Source organism: Haloarcula sp. Atlit-7R (assembly GCF_003666065.1).
In the GTDB taxonomy this organism is placed as follows: Archaea; Halobacteriota; Halobacteria; order Halobacteriales; family Haloarculaceae; genus Haloarcula; species Haloarcula taiwanensis.
In genome coordinates this window covers 326307-343423 of record NZ_QXIK01000004.1, presented here as the reverse complement: position 1 = coordinate 343423, position 17117 = coordinate 326307, and the positions used below count along the sequence as shown (strand labels likewise).

The window sequence follows — 17117 nt, the reverse complement described above, 5'->3', positions numbered from 1 at the left end:
CGCGTGAGGAGTACAGCGCGCCCGATATCGCGCAGCTCTATCGGGCGCGCTGGGAGGTCGAACTGCTGTTCAAGGAGTTGAAGTCGCGGTTCGGCTTGGACGAGATCAAGACGACCGACACCTACATCATAGAGGCGCTGATCATCATGGCGGCGATTTCGTTGATGATGAGTCGTGTTATTGTGGATGAGTTACGGTCGATTGAGGCAAGACAGCGTGAGGGCGAAGCCGCCGCAGACGCCGACAGGTCGGCGTCGCGGCTCCCTCGTCGTCGCTGTTCGCTAGCCGTTGAACGCCACGCTCATCTGATCCAGCTGTATCTCATGGTTGAGTTGGGCTACGAACTGCCGGATTTGGACGAGCTGTTGCTGTGGGCATCACGAAATCCAAATCCACACAGAGATCGGTTACGTGAGCAGGTTGAACGAGGTGAGTTCGGCTTTGACCGCCACTAAACTAGAACGAATGCTCGGGATGCAAAATGACTCTCTACGTCAGTATTTTGCATCTGAGAGAAGTTGTCAGTTTCATCTTTTAGGTAATTATATGACTGAATGAGGAAGCCATTTGTTCCAGCAGCTGGGTCAATTATTTCTTCATCAATATTTGGTTCGATAAATTCCACTATCGCATTTGTGAGCGGTCTTGGAGTGAAGTATTCACCTGCCCCTTCGGCCTTATCAGCATATTTTTCCAACAAGTACTCATACGAATCACCGAATAAATCCGCATTTTCGCCGAAATTATTCCAGCCTTCAAGACTGTCTATCTGCTGAATAGTATCAACAAAAGTTGAGGGTCTATTAAACCGTGGACTAAACTGGTCAAAGGCTCTTTGTGCAAGAGAACCGTCTTCTTTCAGGTGTTCAACAGCTTCCTCATACCGTTCTAATCCATCCATCTCCGATGGGTGCTTATTAGTTCCTATAGGCTTAGCAAATTCATTCTCGTACTCATAATTACTAAGATTTGTGCGTCCGATTATTGAGTCCCATCTGTAGGGGTCTGGTAGATAGAGGCTATCGCTTTCTTCGTCAAAACTCTCAAATGTCAGCTTCCCTGACGACTCGCACGCTTTCAAAAAAAGAAGGCCAGATAACTGCTCCAAGTATCTGGATATAGCCATTCCATCTTCTCTCATTGGTTCGCAGGTTCGCCAAAGGGCGGTCTTGTCTATTTCAGGCATAGTCAGATGCGTTAGTCGATTGAGTGCCACCCGTGTTATTACTTGGTGACTCTACGATGGATAAGAGATGTTGATTGAATTCAGAAATCACTGTGTCGACATTTGGTTCTTGGAATAACTGCATAGCACGGTCGTATCCACCGTGGTCGCTGAAGGGTTTTTCGAGCAACTGCTGTTTCGAGACCGTTCTTTTCTCAATAACTGCTCGCTCTACGAACATTTTGAGCCACTCTTTCTGTTCATCAGTCAGGTCGTATTTGCTTGCGATAGCTTTTCTTGCGCGTTCCGAGTTCGCTCTTATCGAGTTGTGGCCAACAATGACCTCTGAAGAAAGTTCAAATAATGAGTCAATGTGCTCAGGTGCAGCGTCAAGTATGTAATCCCGAGTAAAGTACTGCCACTCGTTCGAAAGCACACTTTCTATCTGCTCATCTGCCTCTTCAATCGATTCAGCATCCTCTACAGCATTCTTTATTTTCTGCTTGTTTCGCTCTATCGCATCTGATGCTTCAGAAATGAATTCATCGTCACTGACAAATCCTCTTTCCAGTGGGTACGCTTGATGCTGTTTGACCACCCTATCGATGTCTTTCTCTTCAATTTCAACGGGGTCATCCGTTGGGGTGGGGTCTTTGACCTCATCCGAGTCCGTGTACTGAATATCCAGATTTTCCGTCGAGAACATATTGTCTTTATGATAGTCAAGCACACCTATACAATCGAATAACCGGAAGAACTCTTTTTGAGGGGTATTTCTCGTCCCACGTCCAACCATCTGGTTGTATAATATACTTGACTTTACAGCTCTGAGGAAGATGAGGTTATTTAGGGGCCGTACATCAACACCTGTACTAACCATATCAACCGTAACAGCTACGCGAGGGGTACGTCGCTTGTCTTTGAAATCAGCCAGCGCACCATCTGAATGACGGTCTTCACTGGTGATGGTCTTAACAAACTCTTCAGGATTCTCTATCTGAAGTTTATCGCGGAATACCTCTCTAAAGTCTTCAGCGATTACGTTTGCGTGGTCAATGTTCTGCGCAAATACAAGTGTGAGGTCGTTTTCGATATCGGCAATCTCGACTATCTCTTCAGCAACCTTGCGGTGGGTGTCGTGTATCAGTACGTTGGTCCCGAAATCGCTTGGAGGGTAGTGGACCCCATCATACACTATCCCATCCATAGTAGCCTCGGTTTGAACTACGTATGGTCTGAATGGGACGACCTTGTCATCATCTAACGCCTGGTGATAGTCGTAGCTGTAAACGTGATTGTTGTTGTAGCGTTGTAGTGTCTTCTGGTGGGGGGGTAGCTGTGAGACCGATTTCGACACTGTCGTAGTAATCCAGAACTTTGCCGTATCCCTCCTCAGAATTGTATATCCCTCTGTGGCATTCGTCTGCTATCACGACATCGAACTCGCCTACAGAACAGCTCTCCTCGTTCTCTTTCAACTCATAGTGGGCTTTCTGAATCGTAGAAACGACGACATCTGCATTGCCTGCGTCACGATATTTGTCGAAATCTCGGGTGATGTACTTGTCAGAAAATCTCGGTGCCCCCAGAGGGTCGTATGACTGAAACGCTTGGAGTGCATCCCGCTCAAGTTGCTCCGTATCAGGGACGAATAAGACACGGCCTGCGTATCCAGATTCCAATAACTGATAGGTTAGAGCCATTGCAAGCCTCGTTTTCCCAGAGCCGGTCGCCATACTCACCAGAATCCGGTGGTCTCGATTCTGGATGGATTCCTTGATATTTGCCAATGCCTCCCTCTGATTTTCCCACAGTTCTTTATCAGTATCCTCGTGAGTGTGTGAGCCCAGCCAGTCCAATCCAGATTCGATATTCAGCGATAACCTCCGAGAGATATCCTCTGATGAGTAGAATGACCGAATAGTTCGAATACCAGGTGTTCCTTCGCGGAGGTCATCAATCACAATCTCCTCTCCATTCGAAGCGAACACGAAGGGGACTGCGTACGTATTTTTGAACTTCTTGGTCCCAGTAATCACCTTCGCGTAGTTCCGTGCTTGCTGAAGATGATTTCTCGGCTTCTTAGACTCTCTCTTAGCCTCAATTATAGCAACAGGCCGCCCGCTAAGATACAAGACATAGTCCGCTTCTTTCCCGTTGGGCAGGCCCACGTACTTACTGTAGCCTGTCCGGTTCGCATCCGAATCGATTTGCTCCCATCCTTGCCGTTCGAGTTCCGACTCAATTTTGTCTTCAGCTATTTGCTCTGGTGTTTTCCCCACAGCAGTCACCTCCAGATAATCTCTGTCACTATCCTACAAAACCACCGACTGGTAATAAGTGGGAAGGTCAAAGCGGGAGAAATAATCAGTAAAGTGAGGTTAGAGACTTGTCTCCGCCTTACTTTGCTTTGCTCCTGTGTTTTTCTTTTACTGAGACGAGCCGGTGCTCCCAGAACACGGCTTCGACTATCACCTCATCGGCACCATCTGTCTCTTCTTGGATAGTCGCCTCAGCACATTCGTCACACCACACTCGTCGGAGTATCCACCCGTCACGTTCGTAGTGGGTCGCATACGCTCGCACGGGGTCGCCGGTTCGCACAAGGTCAGTACAGCGGTCGCAGTTGTCGGGGCATTCATTCGGGTGGCTGGTTTGACCATCCGACTCGCATTTGTCTTCACAGTCAGCTCTGCGCTCAATGGTTTTAGAGTGAGTTCTGAATCGCACTTGGCTCAGAGCCAGTTCCAACAAATACGGTCATGATACGTCGCAAGTCAGTCCAAAATAGGAGATGTTGCTTAACGCTATGCCGTGGATAAGTTTATAAGCAAGCCACTTCTGTATATAAGTAGGCGAGTTGGAAACCTCTCTATGGGGCGATTGAGCCGCCTTTGGCGGCCAAAGCGCTTAGGACGCTATCCCGTAGGGGTCCGCCGGTTCGAATCCGGTCCCGCGCACTTCTCGGCTTGAACAACTCGTGAGAGGCGTGAATGCGGAATGAGGATTCGAACCCTGCAAAGAACGCGCAGCGAACCGTTGTGAGCGAGCATTTCTTGCTCTGGTTCGAATCCGGCCTGGACACTCCGACTACAGACTCCGCCCTCGGTGTCAGACCTGATTCCCACACCGCAGGAATCGCAACTGCCGCTTATGAGGAATGTCCGCCTCGTTCCAAACGAGGGACTGACGATGTCGGTGTATGACCCACTCCGTGACCCGTCTGCTCGCCCCGCGGGAGCAACTCGCTTCGACTATGCGGTCGACGATGCGGACAACCCGACGGAGCTCACCGTCTTCAGCGATCAGGACGGTGAGCTCCCGACTCACTGGATTTCGGTCGACATCGAGCACGCTGTCGCGCTCGACGAGATGCGGTGAGCGAGGCGTGCGCTCGCTCGGGACACGTCTCTCGATTTCTTGAGAACGGACTGGACGGCGAACGCTCTGGAAGCGTTGTGTCCGAAGTAAGTTTGCGTGGGTGCAGTCCCAAGGGAATGCACCTGCACTCTGAGAGTGCGTGGGACCGGATTCGAACCGGCGGACCCCTACGGGACAGCGCCCTCAACGCTGCGCCGTTGGCCTGGCTTGGCTACCCACGCGCGCTCTTGCTTAGTGCATTCAACTGTTTCCGGTGGGTAAATAAAAGCGCTTTCGTTTAGAGCCGCCCCGGGAGGGTGTGACACTCGGTCGAACCGGACGTTTGAAATATCACGAAACCGCTACGGGGGGCATGGCCAAATACTCGACCGGCAGTGGTGGCGACAGCGCCGGCGGGAGCTGTGAGCTCTGCGGTAGCGACGGCGACCTCCAGACCGCGAACGTCGCTGGTGCGACCCTTCAGGTGTGTGACAGCTGTGCGCGTGACCACGGGGAAAACGAGCGAACGACAGGCAGTGACAGCTCGCGCGACGAGCAGAACCGGAAACGCAAAGCCGCACAGAACGCGGCGAAGCTACAGGACGCACAGCAAGCCGACACGTCTCACTGGGAAGACGGCGCTGATTACGACGACGACCAGCTCCCGTATCTGGTCAGCAAGTACGGCGAGCGCGTGACAGAGGCGCGCCAAGACGAGGGACTGCAGACGAGTGAACTGGCCGAGGAGCTCGATCTGGACGAAGCGGACATCCTCGCTGTCGAGCAAGGGCGCGCGACGCAGGCGAACGTCGGCGGGTCGACGATCAAGGCGCTCGAACAGTACCTCGACATCGACCTCGTCGAGTCCAGCTGACCCCCTGATATTTTGCCGACTCCGGCGTAACTGTCGGTATGGATCTCTCCGCTGAGCAGCGAGCCATCCGTGACACCGTTCGAGAGTTCGCCGTCGAGGATATCCGCCCGAAAGCCGCCGATGCCGACCGTGAGCAGTCCTTTCCCGAAGAGTGTTGGGACGGGCTCGCAGATATCGACATCACTGGACTGACGACGCCAGCCGAATACGGCGGCTTCGACGCCGACAAGCCGACGTACGCGCTGGTCAACGAGGAACTCGCGTATGGGTCGCTTGCGGTCGCGACGGCGCTGTCTGTCCACTGCCTCGCGACCTCATGTATCGCACAGTTCGGCTCCAAGGCAGTGCAAGACGACTGGCTCCCGGAGATGGTCGACGGCCGCCCGGTCGGCGCGTTCGCGCTCTCAGAACCACAGGCGGGGTCGAATCCGCGGGAGATGTCAACGACCGCTCGACGGGACGGTGACGAGTACGTCATCAACGGCGAGAAGCAGTGGATAACCAACGGCAAACGGTCTGGCGTCGTCATCGTCTTCGCGAAGACCGACCCCGACGACCCCGACTCGATAACGCAGTTTCTGGTGCCGAAAGACACCGACGGGCTCACCGCCGGCGAAAAAGAGGACAAGCTCGGCCTCCGTGCGAGCGACACGACCCCCCTCCAGTTCGACGGCGTCCGCGTGCCCGAGCGCTACCAACTGACTGAGGAAGGCAAAGGGCTGGCTGCAGCGCTGTCGATTCTGACGACCGGCCGGGTCGCTATCGCCGCTCAGGCGGTCGGCCTCGCACAATCCGCGCTCGACGAGGCCCTCGACTACGCCACGGAACGCGAACAGTTCGACCAGCCGATCAGCGAGTTCCAGGCGATTCAGCACAAACTCGCGGACATGGCGACGAATGTGCAGGCCGCGCGATTACTGACGTGGAACGCCGCACAGCAACTAGAACGCGGCGAGCAGCCGAGAGCGGCAGCGAGCATGGCGAAGTACTTCGCAAGTGAGACAGCGGTCGATGTGGCGAACGAGGCGATCCAGATCCACGGCGGCTACGGGTACACGACCGACTACCCCGTCGAGCGCTTCTACCGCGACGCGAAGGTGACGACTATCTACGAGGGGACCAGCGAAATCCAGCAAAACATCATCGCACAGGACTTGCTGGAGTGAGTCCAAGAGTGCGAAGCGGTTTTGCGGGCGTCGGCCGTACCACTGTATGTGACACACGACGCCGTCATCTACGACCTTGACGGGACGCTCGTCAGGCTGGCTGTCGACTGGGGGACGGTGACCAGCGACGTTGCGACGGTCCTGCGCGACCGAAACGTCGACCCTGGGGCCCGCGACCTCTGGGAGATGCTGACGCTGTCCTCGGAGACTGGCCACCGTGACGCCGTCGAAGCGACGATCACCGACCACGAGCGGACCGGTGCGCACGAGTCGGAGCGACTGGCGCTCGCCGAGGGGCTCCCACACAGCGTCCCTGTCGGCGTGTGCTCGCTCAACGCAGAGGAGGCGTGCCAGCTGGCGCTGGACGTTCATGACCTCGACAGTTACGTTGGCCCGGTCGTCGGCCGTGACACCGTCGCGTCATCGAAACCGGATCCGGAGGGACTGCTGGCGATCGCCGACGAAATCGGGGTCGATCCCGGTGCAGCCGTATTTGTCGGCGATTCAGAGAGCGACGCGACGGCCGCCCAGCGGGCCGGGATGGCCTTCGAGTGGGCGAGCGAGTTCGATCAGGCCCGGTACCGCGCGTAGAGGTAGACACAGACGGCCGTCAGGAACCAGATGAGCGCGCCGACGCGGACCGCGAACAGCGCCCGCGCGGTCCATGTCTGAAGCGTGACCGCGGTTGACGCGAGGACGACGAGCGGCGAGCCGACGAGAATCGTCGTCACGAACGTGACCTGCATTACCCACCCGAAATCTACGCCGTCCGGGTCCGTCTTCTCGACTGTTGGCACGTCCGATGGTACAGCTAGGTGGGGCAAGCGCCTTGCGATTTCCTGACCGAGTCGCGCAACCCGAACAGGTAAGGCGGAGGCGCGCCCCCGCTCGGATATGCCAACTGTCCGGGATCTGCAGGCGATGGCTGGTGAGGAGCCGATCACGATGCTGACAGCGTACGATGCCGTGACCGCGAGCATCGTAGATGACACCGGTGTGGACATCATTCTCGTCGGCGACAGTATGGGGAACGCCGTTCTCGGTCACGACGACACGCTCCCGGTCACCCTCGACGAGATGGCGTCCCGGGTCGGCGCGGTCGCACGCGGCGCAGACGACGCCTTGGTCGTCGCCGATATGCCGTTTCTCTCCTTCGGCGCAGACGAGAGCGAGAGCATCCAGAACTGCGGACGAATGTTGAAAGAGGAGGGTGCGAACGCGGTCAAGCTCGAATCAGGGCCACATACGGTCGAGCTGACTGAGCGACTGACGGAGCTGGGCATCCCGACGATGGCCCACCTCGGGCTCACGCCCCAGAGCGTGAACCAGACCGGCTACACCAGACAGGCGACCGGCCGGGAGGAGGCCGAGGAAATCCTCGACCTCGCGCGAGAACACGAGGCCGCCGGCGCGTTCGCGCTGGTGCTCGAACACATCCCGGCCAACCTCGCCGCTCAGGTTACTGAGACCGTCGACATCCCGACCATCGGCATCGGAGCCGGCGGCGACTGCGACGGCCAGGTGCTCGTGTTCACCGACGTGGTTGGCCTCTCTGAGCGGAGTCCCCCCTTCGCCGAGCAGTTCGGTGACGTTCGCGGTGAGGTGGCCAACGCTGTCGACGAGTATATCGACGCCGTCGAGTCTGGCGAGTTCCCGGGCGAGTCACACAGCCACACCGAAGACGAACTCGACGACCTGTACTGAGAAGGCTCAGCCCGCCGTGGCCGTCCGGTTCTCCAGCCAGGCGTCGTAGGCCGATTGGTTCTTGACGACAACAGTGGCGTCCATCTTGCTGTGGCCGGCCCCGCACATCTCGGCGCAGTACAGTCGGTACTCGCCGGGGTCGGTGGCGCGCGTTCTGGCTGTCATCGTCCGGCCGGGGAAGATATCCTGTTTGACGCCCAGTTGCGGGATATAGATCGCGTGAATCACGTCCGTCGTTTGCAGCCTGAACGTGACGTTCCTGTCCGCGGGAAGGACCAGCCGTTCTTCAGTCGTGACGTTCGCCTCTGCGTAGGCGAACTCCCAGCCCCACTGGTAGGCGAGCACGTCTATCTCGGTGTCGTCCGCGAAGGCGTCGTCCCCGTCGGCGGCCTGGGCCGCCGCGGGCGTGATGTAGGGGTTGGCCATCACCACGAACGCCGAGACGCCGACGAAGACGAGTATCGCGCCCGTCGCGGCCGTCCAGGTCACCTCTAGCGCCGGGTCGTCGACCGTCGGTTGCGGGTCGTCGTTGTTCCGGAACCGGTAGATCACGTACACGAGCGTGAGTTCGACGAACAATGTCAGCGGCAGAGCGACGTACAGGAGCTGTTCGTTGAGGTCGTCGATAGCCGCCCTGTTGACCGACTGCGCTGTGGCCGGCGCAGCAAGTAGCGAGAGTCCGACCACGACAAGACTTGCCTGTATCACGCGCCGTCGGAGACGCATTGTCACACTGTACCAATTCGCATGTCAAATAACTTGCCCAAGCCACGGACATAGAGGCCGTGACTGCTACGGACCCAAGCCCCCTGCGTAGTTTTATGACCGTGGGCCTGTCAGAAAGTGGTAACGTATAGCATGACTGACCGAGCACTCGTCCCGGCGTGCCGAGCCACAGACAGATGCTGAACAGGGCTATCGTCGAGGGGACCGCCCTGGCCGTGCTGGCGCTGGCGGTGCTTCTTCTGTGGCTCCGGGAGCGGCAGAAAGCACGACCGGAGAGCGACGGCGGCTACACGACCCGAGAGGAGATTGAATTCGAAATCGGTCGACTCCAGTCTGAAGTGTACCGCTGGCTGACGACAACGGACCACCGGGATATCGGTCTGCTCTACATCGCGTTCGGCACTGCCGCCGGTCTATGGGGCGGTGTCGACGCGATGATGCTCCGGACAGAACTGCTGACGCCGCCGGCGGACATCTGGACGCCGGAAACGTACAACGCGCTGTTTACAACGCACGGGCTGACGATGCTGATATTCTTCGTCCTGCCCGTGTTCTTTGGCATCGGGAACTACGTCCTGCCGCTGCTCATCGGGGCCGACGATATGGCATTTCCGCGGGTCAACGCCGTCGGGTTCTGGCTCTTGCCCCCGGCGCTGCTGCTCGTCCGGATGGGCCTCCTGATTCAGGTGCTGGGCCAGGTGCTGAACCTGGTGCTCCCGGCGGAGGCCATCCGGTTTTTCCTCACGATGCGGGAGGTGAGCGTCGGCTGGACGCTGTACGCCCCGCTGTCGGTCCAGCAACCGAACCCACAGATTGACCTGCTGTTGCTCGGCTTGCATCTCTCCGGCATCGCCACCACGGTCGGAGCCATCAACTTCATCACCACAATCGTCTACGAGCGCGGTGAGGGCGTCAGCTGGGCAAATCTCGACATCTTCTCGTGGAATATGCTTGTCACAAGCGGGATTGCGCTGTTCGCCTTCCCGCTGCTCGGGAGCGCTCTCGTGATGCTCCTGCTCGACCGGAACCTCGGGACGGCCTTCTTCGCCACCGAAGGCGGCGGTGCCATCCTCTGGCAACACCTGTTCTGGTTCTGGGGCCACCCCGAAGTGTACATCCTCTTTCTCCCGGCGACGGGGCTGATGAGCCTCATCCTGCCGAAGTTCGTCGGCCGCAAACTGTTCGGCTACCAGTTCATCGTCTACTCGACGCTGGGGCTCGGCGTCCTCTCCTTTGGCGTCTGGGCCCATCACATGTTCACGACAAGTGCTGACCCGCGGGTCAAACTCTCCTTTATGGCCGTCTCCATCGCCATCGCCGTCCCGAGCGCCATCAAGGTGTTCAACTGGATCACGACGATGTGGGAAGGGGACATCCGGCTGACTGCGCCATTTATTCTGTGTGCCGGCGGCATCGGGACGTTCATCGTCGGCGGCGTCACCGGCGTGTTCCTCGCCGTCATCCCCGTCGACATCCTCTATCACGGGACCTACTACGTCGTCGGGCACTTCCATCTCATCGTCGTCGGTATCATTCCGTTCCTGATGATCGCCGCGAGCTACTACTGGTACCCGCTCATCACCGGCCGGTGGTACGACACGCGGCTGGCGCGGTTCCAGTCGCTGCTCATCGTCTTTGGCTCGTTCGTGACGTTCATGACGTTGCTGGTCATCGGCGGGCTGGGGCTCCCGCGGCGGCAGGCCGTCTACCCACCCGAGTACCAGTTCGCCCAGCAGATTGCGACGGTGGGCGGCTACGTCATCGGCCTGAGCGCCCTGCTGTGGCTGTACAACATGCTCGTCTCCTACTGGCGGGGGACGCCCGTGACGACGACGGACCCGTGGGGGCTGAAGGCGACGAACCAGTTCACCCGCGAGTGGCAGTGGTTCGAACAGCGGCTGATGGACAAGTACGACATGGAGCCGACGGAGCCGGAGACGACGCGGCGCTCCTACGCCCCTGAAGCCGAACCGACTGGGCTGGCCGGCGGCGTCGGCACCGTCGCCCAGACGGTCTCTCGGAACGCCTGGATGGCCGCAGCCGGCGGCTTCGTCGGGACAGTCCTGATGAGTGGCGGACTTATTACAGCGATACTCATCGGCGTCCTCGACCCCGTCTCGTTCGGTGAAATCGCCGAACTGGTCGGACTGCCCGCGAGCCCGGCCATCGGCGCAGTCCTGTTCCTCATCGGCGGGACCGTCACTTGGCCGCTCCTGTTCCTTGCGTTCTCCGACTACCTCCCCGGTCGCCTGCTGTTCGAAACCGGGCTGGTGTTTGCGACGCTCATCTCCAGCGGGTTCGCCATCGCCTTCTACACCGGCCAGAGCGGGCTCGCGTTCGTCGGCTACCTCACCTTCGTCGTCGTCTCCCACTGGGCGTACGGCATCGGGCTGACCGTGACCTTCCAGTATCTCAAATCGGACGAGGTGCTACAGACCCGGACCGATGGGGGCGGCTGACAGATGAGCGACGGCGCTGACTCGTTCGTGTTCCAGTATCTCGCGCCCTTCGTCGGCGTCCTGCTCATCGCAGTCGGTATCGCCGGAGCCGTGCCCGGCGGCTACGCAATTATCGAACCGGAGCTGGAGAACTGCGGAAACCCGACTATCGGCGTGGAAGGGCCGGAGGAGACCGCCGAGCGGTTCGGTGGGGACGAGGGGCCGCGGCTCCCACAGGTAACCTTCGAAGACCTCTCTTCGGCAGAGCAGACGGCGTTTCTGACGGCTGTAGACGACCCGGTCGGTGAGGAACAAGTCGTCGGTAGCGTACCCAACGCCGATGCTTTCCGTCGCGGGTCTATCGTTACCTACGAGGGCGAGCGGTACTACGTTACTCTCGTCGCCGAGAACACCTGTTTCGCGGCCGCGCCGCTCCAGTTTCCGCTCGGCGTGTTCGCCATTGCGCTGGGCTTTCTCGGCATCTTGGCCCCGCCCCTGTACCGGCGACTGGTGCGGCTAGAACAGCGGGCCGGCCGGTCGAAGTAGCGACCATACACTCGGCGTTCATTCAGAGCGCAGCGCCGACGTAGAGGACGACAACGAGGACCACCCACACGAGGTCGACGAAGTGCCAGTAGAGCGACGTGGTCCGGATAGCCGTGTCCCGCTCGGGCGTGTAGTGGCCCCGGAGCGCGCGACCGAACGCGATACCGAGCAGCAGGACGCCGAGCGCGACGTGCAGGCCGTGGAGGCCGGTCAGGCCGTAGAACGCGCTCCCGAACGCCCCCGAGCCGATGCCGAAGCCCTCCACGGCAACGAACTCGTAGTACTCGTACACCTGTCCGCCGAGGAAGACGACGCCGAGCGCGAGCGTCACCCCGAGCAGGCCGAGGAACCGCTTCCGGTTTCCGTCTTCGAGTGCCTCATGCCCGTAGTGGAGCGTCACACTGCTAGCGAGAAGTAGCGCCGTGTTGACGACCACGAGCGAGCCGAGCAGCGGCGGGAGGTGGGCCGGCGGCCACGACCCGGCCCGGATGACGGCGTAGTAGACGAAGCCAGCGGCGAACGTCGCCACGTCGGAGACGAGGAACAGGATCATCGTCGTGGCGTACAGGTCTGCGCTGGAGTCTCCGGGCCGCTGCAGGTAGTCGGCGATGAACGCCTCGTTGGCCCAGCCAGCGAGCCCCGCGACGAGACCGCCCGCGCCGAGTACGCCTAGCGCGAGCGGGACTACGGTCGGAACCAGGTCCAGCCCGACGAACACCAGACCAACGCTCAGATACAGCGACGCGGCACCGATTGCAGCGACGAGCGGCCATCGACTCCGGTGTTCGTGGCCGTCTTCGGCGACGTGTTCGGTTCCCGTCTCCGTCGAACCAGCCATGCGGGTCTGTAGCACCGGGGCTGGTAAAACCGTACCCCCGCGGCTGACACATCCATCGCCGGACTCACCCGAATCTTTATCAGACCGTCAACCGACACCGAGAGTGTGGTTTACGAGACGGGCAACCAAACGGTAGACGACGCCGTCGCCCGCGTGCTTGACGGCGAACGCCTCGACCGCCGGGACGGGCTAGCACTCATCGCACAGCCGGTCGACGACCTGGCGGCCGGGGCCGACTACGTCCGCACGCAACTGGGCGACGACACGGTTGATGCGTGTTCAATCGTAAACGCCAAAGCCGGCAACTGCGCGGAAGACTGTGGCTTCTGCGCCCAGTCGGTCCACTTCGACACCGGCATCGACAACTACGGCTTCCTCGGCCCCGAGAAGATACTGGAGGCCGCACAGCGGGCAGAGCGCGACGGCGCACAGCGGTTCGGAATCGTCGTCGCCGAGAAGGGCGTCTCGAAGGAGAACCGCCCGGAGGAGTGGGAGGAGGTCCTCGAAGCCATCCGCCTCGTCCGTGACGAGACGGACGTGGAGGTCGACGCCAGCCTCGGCATCCTCACGGAGGAGGAAGCGGCGATTCTGGCCGACGAGGGGCTGAACCACTACAATCACAACATCGAGACCTCGCCCCGATACTTCCCGGAGGTCGTCCAGACCCACACCTTCGAGAAGCGGGTCGAGACGCTCCGGGTCGCCAAGGACGCCGGCATGGACCTATGTGCCGGCGTAATTCTTGGGATGGGCGAGTCCCCGACGGACCGAGTCGACGCGGCGATGGCCCTGCAAGATATCGGGATCTCCTCGCTTCCGGTGAACATCCTGAACCCGGTCGCTGGAACCCCCATGGCCGAACAGGGGCTGCCCGACATCACGACCGAGGAGGTCGTCAAGACCATCGCAGTGTATCGCCTGCTCCATCCCGAATCCCGCGTGCGCCTGACCGGCGGGCGCGAGGTAAATCTCGATACGGACGGACAGGTGGCCGCACTGGAGGCCGGCGCGGACGGCATTCTCACTGGTGACTACCTCACTACTGAGGGCCAGACGGCCGCCGACGACCTCGAAATCATGGCGGAGGCCGGGCTCGAACCGAACACCGAAGCAAACGAGTTCGACCCCGAGGCGGTCAAAGAACGCGCGACCGACGAGACAGACACCGAGACGGCGGCAGGAACAGCACAGACCAAATCAGAGCTCAAATCCGACGACTGACAATGGACGACATACGCTTTGCAGTGCTTGGAACCGGTGGTATCGGACGGCGGACGCTCGAAGTCTCACAGCACAAGGACGGCCTCACCGCCGTCGCGGCCTGTGACCGCAACGGCGTGGCGATCGACCACGACGGTCTCGACGTGGACGAACTGCTGGCGGCGACGGAAGGCAATATCGCGAGTGGGCCACAAGACGGCGGATTCGACGACGACGACGTTGCGACCGACGGCGGCGCGGCCGCCGCCAAATCCGACGGCGTCAAACAGCACGGCGAGGAGGCCGGCATTATCGCAAGCGAACAGGGGAAACCCACAGAAACGCCCATCGACGACGTTATCCACGAGAGCGACGCTGTCGACGCCGTTCTGCTGGCACTGCCGAACCTCGAACACGATTTCATCCCGCGCGTGGCCGAGCGCTTCGCTGAGGCCGACTACGAGGGAGTCATGATAGATGTGCTCAAGCGCTCCCGCGTCATCAGGATGCTCGACGACCGCGAGGCGAAACTGAAGGAGTCGGGCATCACGTTCGTCTGCGGGGCGGGCGCGACCCCCGGCTTCCTGACCGGCGCGGCGGCGCTCGCCGCCCAGTCCTTCGTCGAGGTCGAGGAAGTCGAGATCTGGTGGGGCGTCGGCCTCAAGTCCGGCTACGAGGACAACCGGGGGACGGTCCGGGAGGACATCGCCCATCTCGACGGCTACGACATCGAGACAGCCCGGGAGATGAGCGAAGCAGAAATCGAGGAACTCATCGACGAACACGACGGCGTGCTTGAGTTCCACGACATGGAGCACGCCGACGACGTGCTACTGGAGCGTGCGGGCATCTGTGACGCCGAGGACGTCCACGTCGGCGGCGTCCTCGACGTGCGCTCGGACGAGAAACCGACCACGACGACGGTCAGCGTGACGGGCACAACATTCGACGGGGAAACGGGAACGAATACCTTCGAATTGGATGATGTGACGAGCATGGAGGCCAACGTCAACGGGCCGGCACTGGGTTATCTGAAAGCCGGCGTCCGCAACAACCGCGCCGGGCACTACGGTGTGTTCGGCCCTGCCGACCTGATGCCCGGCTTCTGAAACCGCTTGATTCTGTTTTTCATGACTCACGGCTTCGATTTGAACGACCGACTCGAACAGCGCGAGGCACAGAACCTCCGCCGGCATCTGGAAGTCGCCGAGTCCGTCTCGGCGCGGACCCGCTTTGCCGACGACCCGAAGGGAGAACCACCGGAATTCGGGGACGAGGCCGCCGTCTTCGCCTCGAACAACTACCTCGGGCTGGCCGACGACAGCCGGGTCCAGCGAGCGGCCGAACTTGGCGCACGGACTGTCGGGACCGGCGCAGGGGCCTCACGGCTGGTCACTGGTGACACGCGGGTCCACCGCCGGCTGGAGCGCGACCTCGCGGCCTCGAAACGGACCGAGCGAGCCCTGGTGTTCTCGTCGGGCTACGCGGCCAACATCGGAACTATCGACGCGCTGGCCCCGGATGTCGTCTTTTCGGACGAACTGAACCACGCCTCGATTATCGACGGCTGTCGCGTCGGGGCGAGCGAGACGGTCGTTTACAACCACTGCGACCCGGACGACCTCCGGGCGAAACTGGACACGCGAGCGGCCGATGTCGACGGGGACGAACAGTGGCTCGTGGTCACCGATTCTGTGTTCTCGATGGACGGAGATATCGCGCCCCTGTCGGCTATCTGCGACGCCGCCGACGAGTACGGCGCGTGGGTGATGGTCGATGAGGCACACGCGACGGGGTTGTTCAGTGACAGCGGTGGCGGTGTCGTCCAGCGCGAGGGGCTGAGTGACCGCGTCGATGTGCAGTTGGGCACGCTCTCGAAGGCATTGGCGAGCCAGGGTGGCTATATCGCCGGCGACGAAGTGCTTATTGAATACCTGCTGAACGCCGCGCGGTCGTTTGTCTTCTCGACCGGCCTATCGCCACCGAACGCCGCGGCGGCTCAAGAGGCGCTGCGAATCGCTTGCGAGACTGACCGTACGACGGCACTCTGGGACACCGTGGCGACACTCAGGGACGGGCTGGAGACCATGGGCTACGAGGTGCTTGGCGAGACGCATATTCTTCCGGTCGTCGTCGGCGACCGTAGCGACGCGCTGGAGCTGGCCGACCGCCTGCGCGACCACGGTATCGTTGCCCCTGCGATTCGGCCGCCGACGGTACCAGAGGGGACCGCTCGTATCCGGGTCGCGCCGATGGCGACACATGCCGACGACGACATTGCGCGGTGTCTCGACGCTTTCCGAACCGCGGGCAAAGCGGTGGATGTGCTATGAGCGACACAAGTGGGGATTCGGGCTCTGACCGCGGGACTGGCCACATCGCTGCGGACGGCGTGTTTGTCGTCGGCACCGACACCGGCGTCGGCAAGACGGTTATGACCGCCGGGCTGACGGGCTGGCTACGGGACGCGGGTACGGAGGCGGTCGCTATCAAGCCCTGCCAGACCGGACATCCGCCGGACAACGACGCGGCGTTCGTCGAGTCCGTCTGCGGGACCGCGGACGCCGCAGTCTGTCTGGAACGGTTGTCGCCGCCACTGGCACCGGAAGTGGCCGCGAGAGAATCAGCCGAGGATGTCACGCTTTCCTACGAGGCGATTCGCGACGGGGTCGCCGACATCGTAGCAGGGAGCGAGACAGCCGTCGTCGAAGGTATCGGCGGCCTGCGTGTCCCGCTGGCGGACGGTCGAGAGGTCATCGACCTCGTCGGGGATGTCGGGCTTCCTGCACTGATCGTCGCCCGTTCGGGGCTTGGCACGCTCAATCACACGGCGCTAACAGTCCAGGCGCTCCGCCGGAGAGGCGTGCCAGTCGTCGGTGTCGTGCTCAACGAATACGAAGGTGCGACGACCGCAGAACGCACGAATCCGGAGGTAATCGAGCGGATGACTGGATGTGCCGTCTGGTCCGTTCCACCGCTTGACATCGAACCGGCGGACTGCGTGGTTGACGTCCTCAGAACGCATCTCCCGCAGTCAGTGTTACAGCCGGCTCTCAAGCAGTAGCTGTCGGTGCGTTGCCCAAGGGGATGGAACGGGGGC

At 60.6% G+C, this 17117-nt stretch carries 18 protein-coding genes and 1 tRNA gene; 12 read left to right on the top strand and 7 right to left on the bottom strand.

Annotated elements, in window-relative coordinates; all coding sequences use genetic code 11:
- On the top strand, nt 1-455 hold a 455-nt coding region (locus tag D3D01_RS11775; protein WP_147439906.1), incomplete at its 5' end, for a transposase.
- On the opposite strand, the gene D3D01_RS11770 is transcribed toward D3D01_RS11775, so the two are convergent.
- Genes D3D01_RS11770 through D3D01_RS11760 form a run of 3 tightly spaced genes read right to left on the bottom strand, consistent with a single transcriptional unit; the run spans nt 452 to nt 3447 of the window.
- A complete protein-coding gene (locus D3D01_RS11770) occupies nt 452-1186 on the bottom strand; it encodes an N-6 DNA methylase (protein WP_121512303.1) in 735 nt (244 codons plus the stop codon). The two genes, D3D01_RS11775 and D3D01_RS11770, sit on opposite strands and share 4 nt — an antisense overlap.
- Nucleotides 1179-2372 carry a type I restriction-modification enzyme R subunit C-terminal domain-containing protein gene (locus D3D01_RS11765; RefSeq protein ID WP_121512302.1) on the bottom strand — a complete coding sequence of 398 codons (1194 nt, stop codon included), beginning with the start codon at nt 2370-2372 and terminating at the stop codon, nt 1179-1181. The genes D3D01_RS11770 and D3D01_RS11765 overlap by 8 nt, the downstream gene beginning before the upstream one ends.
- Nucleotides 2373-2421: 49 nt before the next feature.
- A complete protein-coding gene (locus D3D01_RS11760) occupies nt 2422-3447 on the bottom strand; it encodes a DEAD/DEAH box helicase family protein (RefSeq protein ID WP_147439905.1) in 1026 nt (341 codons plus the stop codon).
- Nucleotides 3448-4318: 871 nt separating this feature from the next.
- Here D3D01_RS11760 and D3D01_RS11745 point away from each other — a divergent pair.
- On the top strand, nt 4319-4546 hold the full coding sequence (locus D3D01_RS11745; RefSeq protein WP_232794546.1) for a hypothetical protein: 228 nt from the start codon (nt 4319-4321) through the stop codon (nt 4544-4546).
- A gap of 136 nt (nt 4547-4682) precedes the next feature.
- On the opposite strand, the gene D3D01_RS11740 is transcribed toward D3D01_RS11745, so the two are convergent.
- Nucleotides 4683-4767 (bottom strand) — tRNA-Leu (locus D3D01_RS11740).
- Between the two features lie 131 nt (nt 4768-4898).
- Here D3D01_RS11740 and D3D01_RS11735 point away from each other — a divergent pair.
- The 3 genes from D3D01_RS11735 to D3D01_RS11725 are packed head-to-tail and all read left to right on the top strand — an operon-like array spanning nt 4899 to nt 7156.
- Nucleotides 4899-5399 carry a multiprotein-bridging factor 1 family protein gene (locus D3D01_RS11735; RefSeq protein ID WP_101350055.1) on the top strand — a complete coding sequence of 167 codons (501 nt, stop codon included), beginning with the start codon at nt 4899-4901 and terminating at the stop codon, nt 5397-5399.
- 38 nt (nt 5400-5437) lie between these two features.
- Nucleotides 5438-6565 carry an acyl-CoA dehydrogenase family protein gene (locus tag D3D01_RS11730; protein WP_101350056.1) on the top strand — a complete coding sequence of 376 codons (1128 nt, stop codon included), beginning with the start codon at nt 5438-5440 and terminating at the stop codon, nt 6563-6565.
- Between the two features lie 48 nt (nt 6566-6613).
- On the top strand, nt 6614-7156 hold the full coding sequence (locus D3D01_RS11725; RefSeq protein WP_101350057.1) for an HAD family hydrolase: 543 nt from the start codon (nt 6614-6616) through the stop codon (nt 7154-7156).
- Here D3D01_RS11725 and D3D01_RS11720 read toward each other — a convergent pair.
- Nucleotides 7135-7362: a DUF5822 domain-containing protein gene (locus D3D01_RS11720; protein ID WP_004961369.1), complete on the bottom strand. Its 228-nt coding sequence runs from the start codon at nt 7360-7362 to the stop codon at nt 7135-7137. The genes D3D01_RS11725 and D3D01_RS11720 overlap by 22 nt on opposite strands.
- Before the next feature lie 97 nt (nt 7363-7459).
- Between D3D01_RS11720 and panB the strand changes: the two genes are divergently transcribed.
- Nucleotides 7460-8269: a 3-methyl-2-oxobutanoate hydroxymethyltransferase gene (gene panB, locus D3D01_RS11715; RefSeq protein ID WP_101350058.1), complete on the top strand. Its 810-nt coding sequence runs from the start codon at nt 7460-7462 to the stop codon at nt 8267-8269.
- Nucleotides 8270-8275: 6 nt separating this feature from the next.
- Here the strand turns inward: panB and coxB are convergent, their stop codons facing one another.
- Complete coding sequence (gene coxB, locus D3D01_RS11710; RefSeq protein WP_121512300.1) at nt 8276-8995, bottom strand: cytochrome c oxidase subunit II; 720 nt, start codon at nt 8993-8995, stop codon at nt 8276-8278.
- Nucleotides 8996-9171: 176 nt separating this feature from the next.
- Between coxB and D3D01_RS11705 the strand changes: the two genes are divergently transcribed.
- Nucleotides 9172-11454, top strand: a complete 2283-nt coding sequence (locus D3D01_RS11705) for a DUF6789 family protein (RefSeq protein ID WP_121512321.1) — start codon at nt 9172-9174, stop codon at nt 11452-11454.
- A gap of 3 nt (nt 11455-11457) precedes the next feature.
- Nucleotides 11458-11979: a hypothetical protein gene (locus D3D01_RS11700; RefSeq protein ID WP_101350060.1), complete on the top strand. Its 522-nt coding sequence runs from the start codon at nt 11458-11460 to the stop codon at nt 11977-11979.
- 22 nt (nt 11980-12001) lie between these two features.
- Here D3D01_RS11700 and D3D01_RS11695 read toward each other — a convergent pair whose 3' ends face one another.
- Entirely contained in the window at nt 12002-12817 is an 816-nt protein-coding gene (locus D3D01_RS11695) for a heme-copper oxidase subunit III (RefSeq protein WP_101350061.1), read from the bottom strand.
- Between the two features lie 105 nt (nt 12818-12922).
- Here D3D01_RS11695 and bioB point away from each other — a divergent pair, with 105 nt between their 5' ends.
- Genes bioB through bioD form a run of 4 tightly spaced genes read left to right on the top strand, consistent with a single transcriptional unit; the run spans nt 12923 to nt 17081 of the window.
- Nucleotides 12923-14038 carry a biotin synthase BioB gene (gene bioB / locus D3D01_RS11690; protein ID WP_101350062.1) on the top strand — a complete coding sequence of 372 codons (1116 nt, stop codon included), beginning with the start codon at nt 12923-12925 and terminating at the stop codon, nt 14036-14038.
- A 2-nt stretch (nt 14039-14040) separates the two neighbouring features.
- Complete coding sequence (locus D3D01_RS11685) at nt 14041-15126, top strand: transcriptional regulator (RefSeq protein WP_121512299.1); 1086 nt, start codon at nt 14041-14043, stop codon at nt 15124-15126.
- A gap of 21 nt (nt 15127-15147) precedes the next feature.
- Nucleotides 15148-16350, top strand: coding sequence for an aminotransferase class I/II-fold pyridoxal phosphate-dependent enzyme (locus D3D01_RS11680; RefSeq protein ID WP_121512298.1), 1203 nt, complete (start codon nt 15148-15150; stop codon nt 16348-16350).
- Nucleotides 16347-17081: a dethiobiotin synthase gene (gene bioD, locus D3D01_RS11675; RefSeq protein ID WP_121512297.1), complete on the top strand. Its 735-nt coding sequence runs from the start codon at nt 16347-16349 to the stop codon at nt 17079-17081. Before D3D01_RS11680 ends, bioD begins: the two co-directional genes overlap by 4 nt.
- Nucleotides 17082-17117 lie beyond the last annotated feature (36 nt).

Bases quoted from the DNA above. Each gene is read 5' to 3' on its own strand.
- D3D01_RS11770 (WP_121512303.1), bottom strand. From the start codon at position 1,186: ATGCCTGAAATAGACAAGACCGCCCTTTGGCGAACCTGCGAACCAATG.
- D3D01_RS11765 (WP_121512302.1), bottom strand. From the start codon at position 2,372: ATGGATGGGATAGTGTATGATGGGGTCCACTACCCTCCAAGCGATTTC.
- D3D01_RS11745 (WP_232794546.1), top strand. From the start codon at position 4,319: ATGAGGAATGTCCGCCTCGTTCCAAACGAGGGACTGACGATGTCGGTG.
- D3D01_RS11735 (WP_101350055.1), top strand. From the start codon at position 4,899: ATGGCCAAATACTCGACCGGCAGTGGTGGCGACAGCGCCGGCGGGAGC.
- D3D01_RS11730 (WP_101350056.1), top strand. From the start codon at position 5,438: ATGGATCTCTCCGCTGAGCAGCGAGCCATCCGTGACACCGTTCGAGAG.
- panB (WP_101350058.1), top strand. From the start codon at position 7,460: ATGCCAACTGTCCGGGATCTGCAGGCGATGGCTGGTGAGGAGCCGATC.
- coxB (WP_121512300.1), bottom strand. From the start codon at position 8,995: ATGCGTCTCCGACGGCGCGTGATACAGGCAAGTCTTGTCGTGGTCGGA.
- D3D01_RS11705 (WP_121512321.1), top strand. From the start codon at position 9,172: ATGCTGAACAGGGCTATCGTCGAGGGGACCGCCCTGGCCGTGCTGGCG.
- D3D01_RS11700 (WP_101350060.1), top strand. From the start codon at position 11,458: ATGAGCGACGGCGCTGACTCGTTCGTGTTCCAGTATCTCGCGCCCTTC.
- D3D01_RS11695 (WP_101350061.1), bottom strand. From the start codon at position 12,817: ATGGCTGGTTCGACGGAGACGGGAACCGAACACGTCGCCGAAGACGGC.
- D3D01_RS11685 (WP_121512299.1), top strand. From the start codon at position 14,041: ATGGACGACATACGCTTTGCAGTGCTTGGAACCGGTGGTATCGGACGG.
- D3D01_RS11680 (WP_121512298.1), top strand. From the start codon at position 15,148: ATGACTCACGGCTTCGATTTGAACGACCGACTCGAACAGCGCGAGGCA.
- bioD (WP_121512297.1), top strand. From the start codon at position 16,347: ATGAGCGACACAAGTGGGGATTCGGGCTCTGACCGCGGGACTGGCCAC.